General features: G+C 70.2%; 6 protein-coding genes and 2 pseudogenes. 6 read left to right on the top strand and 2 right to left on the bottom strand.

Annotated features, from left to right (window positions below):
* Positions 1-1,461 (bottom strand): plasmid pRiA4b ORF-3 family protein (locus tag OTB19_RS40175; RefSeq protein WP_267803768.1); only part of this gene is annotated, 1,461 nt, incomplete at its 3' end.
* 303 nt (positions 1,462-1,764) lie between these two features.
* Here OTB19_RS40175 and OTB19_RS40170 point away from each other — a divergent pair.
* The 5 genes and pseudogenes from OTB19_RS40170 (at position 1,765) to OTB19_RS40150 (ending at position 8,522) form a co-directional block, all read left to right on the top strand.
* Positions 1,765-4,659 carry a DEAD/DEAH box helicase gene (locus OTB19_RS40170; RefSeq protein WP_267803770.1) on the top strand — a complete coding sequence of 965 codons (2,895 nt, stop codon included), beginning with the start codon at positions 1,765-1,767 and terminating at the stop codon, positions 4,657-4,659.
* Positions 4,659-6,077: an SWIM zinc finger family protein gene (locus OTB19_RS40165; protein ID WP_267803767.1), complete on the top strand. Its 1,419-nt coding sequence runs from the start codon at positions 4,659-4,661 to the stop codon at positions 6,075-6,077. Before OTB19_RS40170 ends, OTB19_RS40165 begins: the two co-directional genes overlap by 1 nt.
* Positions 6,078-6,165: 88 nt before the next feature.
* A pseudogene (locus OTB19_RS40160) lies at positions 6,166-7,824 on the top strand (AAA family ATPase); the annotation flags it as partial.
* 168 nt (positions 7,825-7,992) lie between these two features.
* Positions 7,993-8,277, top strand: a complete 285-nt coding sequence (locus tag OTB19_RS40155; RefSeq protein WP_267803765.1) for a type II toxin-antitoxin system Phd/YefM family antitoxin — start codon at positions 7,993-7,995, stop codon at positions 8,275-8,277.
* Positions 8,274-8,522: a type II toxin-antitoxin system RelE family toxin gene (locus OTB19_RS40150; protein ID WP_267803763.1), complete on the top strand. Its 249-nt coding sequence runs from the start codon at positions 8,274-8,276 to the stop codon at positions 8,520-8,522. The genes OTB19_RS40155 and OTB19_RS40150 overlap by 4 nt, the downstream gene beginning before the upstream one ends.
* Positions 8,523-8,633: 111 nt before the next feature.
* On the opposite strand, the pseudogene OTB19_RS40145 reads toward OTB19_RS40150, so the two are convergent.
* Positions 8,634-9,096: pseudogene (locus OTB19_RS40145) on the bottom strand (IS6 family transposase); the annotation flags it as partial.
* A 93-nt stretch (positions 9,097-9,189) separates the two neighbouring features.
* On the opposite strand from OTB19_RS40145, the gene OTB19_RS40140 reads away from it, so the two are divergent.
* Positions 9,190-9,357, top strand: coding sequence for a hypothetical protein (locus OTB19_RS40140; protein ID WP_267803762.1), 168 nt, complete (start codon positions 9,190-9,192; stop codon positions 9,355-9,357).
* Positions 9,358-9,421 lie beyond the last annotated feature (64 nt).

Raw genomic sequence — 9,421 nt, 5'->3', positions numbered from 1 at the left:
CTGTGGTGGTCCACCTGGCGCCGCCGCCATCAACACCGCGCCCGCCTCTGCCACCGCCGTTGGCACACCTACGCCGACACCACACCATGACCAGCCAGCACACCAGCGGCTATCTACAGCTGCCGTATGCAGGAGGAGTAGTTCGATCAGCCGTGCTTCGTGTGGGGGGAGGTTTTTGCGGAGTGCTTCGACGAGGAGGGTGGTGTCGAGCCATTCGTCGTCGGGGACCTCGTACAGTGCTCGCAGTACCGCTGCTGTCAGGCCGGTGCCGTCTTCGCTTTGCATGCCCAGTGCGGCCAGCAGGACCGGGGGCAGGCCGAGGGTTGTGAGGTCGTCCAGCTCGTCGAGTTCGGCTGCGAGTGTTTTGCTCCAGAGGTGGAGCACTCCCTCGTCTGTTTCTGCGGTGGACAGGTCGGTCCCAGGGCGTGCTGTGCCTGAGCGGATCTCCACCAGGCCTGTGTAGAGGGCGAGCCTCCAGGGGTTGTCCAGGCAGGGCAGGTCGCCGGAGCTGCGCAGGCGGGCCAGTCGGTTGTCGCGCTGGGTTGGCTGGAGTGCGCTCAGTTCGTCGTCCTGGGCCCACAGATTGAGTTCCTGGACCGCCGCGCGGCCCAGCGTGGGTTTGAGTACGTCGCGGGAGGTGACGGCTCGTCCGTCCTGGCACCAGTGGGCCAGGCGGAGCACGGCGTTGAGCGGCGGCACTTCGCGTGCCGTGGCGGCGAGGTCTGCGCGCGGTGCCAGGGAGACTGGGCGCACCGGGAGGAACTCGATGTCCAGGTCCTGGTCGTCGTGGATCTCCCCGCAGGAGCAGAGGCGCCCGCCGGGGGCGGCTGCGGGCCGTTGGGGCGCCGGTTTCGCTGCCGGGGCAGCTGTGGGTGGCTGCGGGTTGAGTTCGGCGAGTTCCCGGTTCAGGGCCTCGCGGTCGAAGCCGGTGGGGTCGAAGCCCTCCTCGCGCAGAGTTTCGACCAGGTCGGTCCACGGTTCGTGGGCCGGCGCGGTGCGGTCCGCGACGGCGTTGAGTACGGCCTGTAGTGCCCAGGCGCCGCCGAGGTCCTCGGCGGCGGGCATGGCGCGGCGTCCGCCGGTGCAGTGGACGCGACGCTCGGTGGACGCGGGGAGGGCCTTCTCCAGGGTGATCTGGTGCCGCCAGTCGTCGCCGAAGTCGTAGGTGTACTCCAGCCGGCTGCCCTCGTAGGGCAGTACGTCGGCCAGGGACGTGGACTCCTCGTCGAAGTCGAGGCGGGGATCGCGGTCCAGCGGGGAGTTGAAGTCGAGGAATTGGCGGCCGGAGCCAGGTTCGGTGAAGGCGTGCAGGTGCGAGTCGTGCCAGTCGAAGCAGGTCTGGATGATGTCGTGAAGGCGGGCGAGCGAGGTGTCGGCGGGCAGGGTGACCCGGCGCCAGATCGGTGGGCTGGTGTCCCGCAGGGTGATCTTCAGCTGGTAGGTGGGCACGGGCTCGGTCACGGCGAAGGGTTCCCTCGATGCGGAGGCGGGTTCCGGCACAGGTATGGCGGTGAGTTTGGACATGGTGGGTACCGGTGTCATCCTCTCGCATTCCGCCGAGTGGGCGAAGCCGCTCTTGACACGTGCGGTCCGCCTGTGCGGATAGCCTTGGGCTGCTGAGGGCGCGTGGGACCTGCGCCGCCCCGAACGGGTGGAGGAGTGGGTGCTGTGGCGAAGGTGTATCTGTCGGCAGAGCCGGTGGCCCGGCCGGCGGGGTTCGGCGGGGTGTCCGTGACTGAGTCGGCCGCGTCCCGGTCCCTGTCGGTGGAGTCGGGTCGGGAGCGGTTGCTTGCCCGGCTGCCGGGCCTGGCTGCGGGCGAGGCGGTGTTCCTTCCGGCTGATCCGCCCCGGTCGGGACGGGTGGCGTTCTGGACGTCCAGCGGCGGGCTGCCGGACCTCGGGGTGGAACCCGAGGAATTGACCGTGGTGCGTCCGCACGGCTCGTCTGTGCGCCGGGCCCGGGTGGTGGCCGTGTTGCTGCCGGTGGAGCAGGCGCTGCCGCTGCTGACCCGCTGCCGGGCGCTCGGTGTGGACGGCAGCGGGCCGGCTTCGGCCGACAGAGCCTGTAGCAGCACGGTGTTCTGGGGTGCGGCGTCCGTGCTCGCTCTGGGTCTGCTCGCTCGGGGCCGGGTGCTGCCGGGGGTGTCTGCGGAGGGTTTCGACGCGTGGCGGGTCGGTCCGCTGGACGCTGAGGACCACGAGCGGCTGGGCTCGCTGGCCGCCGCAATGCCCCCCGAGGCCCGCGCCGTCGCGGTCCCTGGCTTGTCCCCTCTCGCCCTTCCGGCGGCCGAGCCGTTGCTCCGGGCCTTTCTGGACGCTGTCGCGGACTCTCTCACCCGCCCTCCCGCCGCCCGCCACGTGTCCGACGGGGCGGCGTTCGCGGTTCGCGCGCCGCAGTCCGTGCCCGAGCAGCGTGGCTGGGCGGCGGAGGTCGCCGCGGGCCGCGACGCGGGTCTGGTGGTGTCGCTGCGACTGGAACTGGGACAGGCGGACTCTTTCCGGGCCGTGGTCCAGCTGGTCAGCCTGGCCGATCCCACCGTCCTGGCCGACGCCGCGGACGTGTGGTCGGGGCGGGCTATGGCTCCTGAGCTGTTCGGCCCGCGGGCCCAGGTGGACACGCTGTTGACGCTTCGCCGGGCCGCGCGAGCCTGGCCTCCGGCCGGGCGGCTGCTGGACGCGGCGGCTCCGACCGGCCTGGACCTGTCCGACGAGGAGGCGCAGGCGTTGCTCGGTGAGGGAGCCGAGAGCTTGTCCGCGGCCGGGGTTGCCGTGCACTGGCCCAAGGAACTGGTGCGCGAGCTGACCGCGGATGGGGTGCTGGAGCCCGCGCGCCGTAAGGGGACGCAGTCGGCGGCCGAGTCCTTCCTGTCCTCTGGCGGGCTGCTGGACTTCCGCTGGCGGGTCGCGCTCGGCGACCAGGAACTCACCGAGGAGGAACTTGAGCGCCTCGTCCAGGCGCACCGGCCGATCGTGCGGCTGCGTGACCAGTGGGTGGTCGTGGATCCGGAGCTGGTCCGCCGTCTGCGGCGGGCCGCACAGTCGCAGACGCCCTCGCTGACTGCGATCGACGCCCTGGGTGCCGCGCTGACCGGCAGCGTCGAGGTGGACGGTGAACAGGTTCAGGTCACCGCGGGCGGCGCGCTGGAGGAACTGCGGTCCAAGATCGCCGACCCTGAAGCCGACACAACTATCGGCACCGGTGCCGCGCGCAAGCCCCCGGGGCCGCCGAAAGCGCTGGCCGCGAACCTGCGCGACTACCAGGTGCGCGGCTTGAACTGGCTGCACCGGATGACCTCGCTCGGCCTGGGCGGCTGCCTCGCCGATGACATGGGCCTGGGTAAGACCGTGACCCTGATCGCGCTCCACCTCCGCCGACAGGAAGGAAAGGCCACCGCAGGACCGACCCTGGTGGTCTGCCCGGCCTCTCTGCTCGGCAACTGGGAGCGCGAGATCCAGCGTTTCGCGCCGACCGCCCCGGTACGCCGGTTCCACGGCCCCGGCCGCGACCTGGAGGGCCTCGGCGGCGGAGCCAAGGGCGGCTTCGTCCTAACCACCTACGGCACTATGCGCCGAGACGCCGAACGTCTCGCGCGACAGCCCTGGGGACTGCTCGTCGCCGACGAGGCCCAGCACGTCAAGAACCCGCACTCGCACACCGCCCAGGCGCTGCGCACCATCCCCTCGCTCGGCCGGGTTGCGCTGACCGGCACCCCGGTGGAGAACAACCTGTCCGAACTGTGGTCACTGCTCGATTGGACCACCCCGGGCCTGCTCGGCAACCTGACCTCCTTCCGCGACCGCTATGCCAAGGCCGTCGAGGGCGACCGCGACGAACAGGCCGCTGCCCGCCTGGCCGCGCTGGTGCGCCCCTTCCTGCTGCGTCGGCGAAAGTCCGACCCGGGCATCGCGCCGGAACTGCCGCCCAAGACCGAGACGGAGCAGCCTGTCTCACTGACGAAGGAACAGGTCTCGCTCTACGAGGCTCTGGTGCGCGAGCTCATGGCCGAGATTGAGGAGCAACAGGGCATCGCCCGGCGCGGTCTGGTGATGAAGCTGCTCACCGGTCTCAAGCAGGTCTGCAACCACCCCGCGCAGTTCCTGAAGGAGCCGGCGGACGCGAAGCTGCCGGGCCGCTCGGGAAAGCTGGAACTGCTGGACGAGCTCCTGGACACCGTCCTGGCCGAGGACGGCTCGGCCCTGGTCTTCACCCAGTACGTGGCCATGGGCCGCCTGATCGAACGCCATCTGACCGATCGCGGAGTGGAGACTCTGTTCCTGCACGGCGGCACCACCGTCAAGCGCCGCGAGGAGATGGTCGATGCCTTCCAGAGCGGCGAGAAGAAGGTGTTCCTGTTGTCTCTCAAAGCTGCTGGCACGGGCCTGAACCTGACCCGGGCCGGGCATGTCATCCACTACGACCGCTGGTGGAACCCGGCCGTGGAGGACCAGGCCACCGACCGCGCCTACCGGATCGGACAGACCCAGCCCGTACAGGTGCACAAGCTGATCGCGGAAGGCACCGTGGAGGACCGGGTCGCCGAGATGCTCCGCCAGAAGCGGGAACTGGCGGACTCGGTGCTGGGTTCCGGTGAGGCGGCGTTCAGCGAACTGAGTGACAGCGAACTGGCCGAACTGGTCACGTTGCGAAAGACAGGATGATGAGCAGGCGTACCCCGTCCAGCAAGGGCCCCGGCCGCACCTTCGAGGCGCTCCCGCCGGCCAAGGGAAGCCGCGCGCCGTTCGCCGAGTCCTGGTGGGGCCGCGAGTGGCTGCGCGCCCTGGAGGAGTCTTCCCTGGACTCCGGCCGTTTGCAGCGCGGCCGGACCTACGCGCGCGGCGGCGCGGTCGGCCAGGTCACCGTCGCCCCGGGCTCGGCCGCCGCCCCGGTCAAGGGCAGCCGCCCCACCCCTTACCGTTCCAGGGTGCTGGTCGAGCGGCTGACGGACCGGCAGTGGGACCAACTGCTCGACATGATCGCCGAGCGGGCCGCCAACATCGCCGCCCTGCTCGACGGCGAGATGCCCGCCGCTCTCGCCGACGACGCCGCTGCCGCCGGCGTCCCGCTCCTGCCTGGTCCCCGCGACCTCGATCCCGAGTGCAGCTGTCCCGACTGGGGCTACCCCTGCAAACACGCCGCAGCCCTGTGCTATCAGCTCGCCCGGCTCCTGGACCGCGACCCCTTCGTACTGCTGCTCCTGCGGGGCCGTGGCGAGCGGGAGTTGATGGACGACCTCGGCCGCCGCAACACCGCCCGCGCCGCCGCCGAAGCCGCAGCGTATGCGGCAACCGCGGGCGCGGCCCCGCCCGTACCCCCGGCCCGGGCCAGCGATCCCGCAGCTGCCGCTTTCGCCTCCCGCACCGAACTGCCTCCCCTGCCCGCGCCACCTTCGCTGCCCGAACGGCCCGGTCGCGGACCCGCGCTGGTGGGCACGGCCGTCCCGGAACCCGGCGTGGACCCGGCCGCACTCGAACTCCTCGCCGCCGACGCCGCGACGCGCGCCCACCACCTGCTCGCCGCGGCCCTCGGCACCCGGCACGCCGACACCGCCCCACCCATGCCGCTCACCGAATGGCAGGACGCCGTTCGCCTCGCCGCCACCCACCCCACCCTGGAGGTCTTCGCCCGGATCTCCTCGACCTGCGGCCGCACTCCCGGCGAGCTCGCCGCCGCCACCCGCGCCTGGCGCCACGGAGGCGCGGCATCCCTGGAAGTCCTTGAAGAGGCCTGGACTCCGCCCACGGCAGTGCTGGAGCGCGCCCGTGCCACGTTGAAGGACGACTGGCCCGATGACATCCCGCTGCCGCGGCTGCGGACCTGGCGCAACCGCTGGACCGTCGAGGGCCGCGACGCGCAGCTTCGCTACGGGCGCGACGGCCGCTGGTATCCGTACAGGAGGGACGGCACGGAATGGTGGCCGGATGGGCCTGGCGATCCTGACCCGGCCGTCGTGCTGACGAGCGTCCTGCAACCGGAGGCCTCCTCCCGGGCGTCGGCGACGCCGAGGGTTCCCGAAGGTCAGCAGGCCTTGGCCAAGCCTGGCGTGCGCCGAACGCGTCGGCCTGCACCGAGTCGATGACGTGCGGGGGGACGCCTCGTGGCAGAGCTGGAGTGAGGGGTGGGTCGTAGGTCCAGGGGTGCCGCGGGCACGGGATGGGAGTACAGGGATGGGTGCGAGTGCACCGCAGGCTGCGCCGCGGCAGCTCGCCGAGGTGGAGGGGGTGCTGGAGCGCATCACCTACGCGAACGAGGAGACCGGCTACACGGTGGCACGGGTCGATACAGGGCGCGGGGCGAACGATCTGCTGACGGTGGTCGGGGCGCTGCTCGGTGCGCAGCCCGGTGAGTCGCTGCGGCTGCATGGGCGGTGGGGGTCGCATCCGCAGTACGGCAAGCAGTTCACGGTGGAGAACTACACCACCGTCCTGCCGGCCACGGTCCAGGGCATCCGGCGCTACCTGGGCTCGGGGCTGATCAAAGGCATCGGTCCCCGCTTCGCCGAGCGGATCGTGGAGCACTTCGGTGTCGACAGCCTCGATGTCATCGAGGAAGAGCCGGGGAGGCTGATCGAGGTGCCGGGCCTGGGCCCCAAGCGGACCGCGCTGATCACGGCGGCGTGGGAGGAGCAGAAGTCCATCAAGGAAGTGATGGTCTTCCTGCAGGGTGTCGGCGTCTCCACCTCACTGGCGGTGCGGATCTTCAAGAAGTACGGTGACAGCTCGATCGGTGTGGTCAAGAACGAGCCCTACCGGCCTGCCAGTGACGTGTGGGGCATCGGCTTTCTGACCGCGGACAAGATCGCCCAATCGGTGGGGATGCCGCACGACAGCCCGGAACGGGTCAAGGCGGGCCTGCAGTACGCGCTCTCCCAGAGCAGCGACCAGGGCAACTGCTTTCTTCCCGAGGAGCGCCTGATCGCCGACGGCGTGAAACTCCTGCAGGTCGAGGTCGGCCTGGTCATCGACTGCCTGGCCGAACTCGTCACCGAGGACGGCGTGGTCCGCGAAAGCGTGCCCGGCCCAGACGGGGAACCGGTCACGGCCGTGTACCTGGTTCCCTTCCACCGCGCCGAGATCTCCCTGGCGAACCAGCTGCTCAGACTTCTACGGACGGGCGACGGCAAGATGCCCGCCTTCGGCGACCGCAGCGAGACACCGGTCGACTGGACGAAGGCGCTGAGCTGGCTGGCGCGCCAGACAGGTGCGGAACTGGCACCGGAGCAGCAGGAGGCGGTAAAGCTGGCGCTGACCGAGAAAGTCGCGGTACTGACAGGCGGTCCGGGCTGCGGCAAGTCGTTCACGGTGAAGTCGATCGTGACCCTCGCCCTGGCGAAGAAAGCGAAGGTGGTCCTCGCCGCGCCGACCGGCCGGGCGGCGAAACGCCTGTCGGAACTCACCGGTGCCCCGGCCTCGACCGTCCACCGCCTGCTGGAGCTGCGGCCCGGCGGCGACGCAGCCTACGACCGCGACCGGCCGCTGGAAGCAGACCTGGTGGTCGTGGACGAGGCATCGATGCTGGACCTGATCCTGGCCAACAAGCTCGCCAAAGCGGTCGCGCCCGGGGCCCACCTGCTGTTCGTCGGGGACGTCGACCAACTCCCCTCGGTCGGTGCGGGCGAGGTGCTGCGCGACATGCTTACTCCCCACGGCCCGATCCCCTCCGTGCGGCTGACGAAAATCTTCCGGCAGGCCCAGCAGTCCGGCGTGGTGACCAACGCCCACCGGATCAACCAGGGCCTGCCCCCGCTGACCGACGGCCTGCCCGACTTCTTCCTCTTCGTGGAGGACGACACCGAGACCGCGGCCGGCCACCGAACTCCTGACGTACCCTGACGCACCCTCAGGCAATCACGCCCTCGACAACGTGACAGCACCAAACGCAACGGTGTTGACGCCCGACCGTCACGTGATCATCGCCAGAGCCGAAGTGCGTGATCAGCGACACGCGGGTGGATTTCCCCTCACCGAACCGTACACTTGCTGTACGGTTCGGGTATGGCGATGACACCGCAGACCACCTTCCCCGTGACCGAGGCTCGAGCCTGCCTGGGCGATCTGGCCCGACGGGCCTCCGCCCACGAGCACATCACGCTCACCGAGCGCGGCCGACCCACCGCAGTCCTGATCTCCCCCGAGGAGCTGGAGGGCCTGGAGGACTCCCTCGCCCTGGCCCGTCTCGAGCTGAGCCGGGCACGCGGCGACAAACCCACGCCCGTCAGCAACGATGCCGCCCGCCGGGTTTTCCTCAACGCCGCTGGCCTGACGGAGGACCCGCGTTGACGTGGACGGTGGAGTGGGAGCCGGAGGCAACGAACCAGGTCGCGGGGTTCCTCAAGGCCGACCCGGCAGGAGTCGCGGCCATCCTCGACGTGTGCGACGCCCTGGAGCTGGGACCTCAGCCCGCCGGCTCCTCGGCGTGGGGGCCTTTCCATCGGCGGCTACGCAGCGGCCCGTGGCGGGTCCTGTACCGCATCGACGAGGAGACCGAGAGCATCCACATCGAGCACGTCGGACGTAGCATCTGATCCTCGATCCACCGCGTGATCTCTGATTGCGCGGTGGGCGTTGTCACGTTGTCGGTGGTGTGATCGTTTGTTGGTGCGTGGGGGCGTGGTGGGGCGTTGGCGGTCTGTTGTTCAGGTCGTGGCGGGCAGGCCGGTGGAGCCGGTGATCTGGTTCCAGATCGTGAAGCGGATGGCCATCTCGAGGCGGTTGCGGGCGGCGGTCATGAGGTGGCGCCCTGGCCGAAAGTGGGGTGAGATCCCGGTGAACGCGGACAGGAACCGCTGCGCGGAACCTGGGCCGCGGAATCCTTTCATCGCGCGTTCGCGCTGCCTCGTTGGCTGGTGGGAGTTCTCCGCCCGGTTGTTCAACCCCTTGTGCGAGCGGTGCTCGACCGAAGGCGTCACCTTACGGTGGGCCGCCCCGTACGAGCGGAGCTTGTCCGTGACGATCACCCGGGGCACCCGCCCGGTCCTCGTGAGGGAGCCGGCGGAAGAAACGCCTGGCCGCGGCCTTGTCCCGCCGGTTCTGGACCAGGATGTCCAGGACGTCGCCGTCGGCGTCGACGGCCCTCCACAGGCCGCACTTCGACTGTCCGTTGATCTTGATGGGGAGGTACACATGATTGTGTGAGTTGATGGTGGTGGGTCTGGATGGTCTGGTTCCTTCCTCATCAGGGAGTAGCAGACTGTGACGATCATGCGGGCAGATGAGCAGTACGACGAGCGGGGCCTGGAGGGCGGGGAGGCGGCGGCCGGGCGGTTGGCCCGGGTGTTGTCGCCGGAGGCGATCGAGGCGGAGCCTGTCAACGTGATCAAGGCAGGTGAAGTGTTCTATCGCTGTGCCGGGATCGTTTGATCGTCGGGCCTGGGGTCGTCGGGCTTGTTGATCCAGGCGGCCATGGGGAGCTTCGGCGGTTCGG

It is taken from the genome of Streptomyces sp. H27-H5 (assembly GCF_026627505.1).
Classification (GTDB): domain Bacteria; phylum Actinomycetota; class Actinomycetes; order Streptomycetales; family Streptomycetaceae; genus Streptomyces.
Note: the sequence above shows the minus strand (reverse complement) of the source record. Positions and strands in the feature narration are given on the sequence as shown.

Excerpts from the sequence above, each read along its gene's own strand:
- OTB19_RS40165 (WP_267803767.1), top strand. The coding sequence starts at position 4,659 with ATGAGCAGGCGTACCCCGTCCAGCAAGGGCCCCGGCCGCACCTTCGAG.
- OTB19_RS40155 (WP_267803765.1), top strand. The coding sequence starts at position 7,993 with ATGGCGATGACACCGCAGACCACCTTCCCCGTGACCGAGGCTCGAGCC.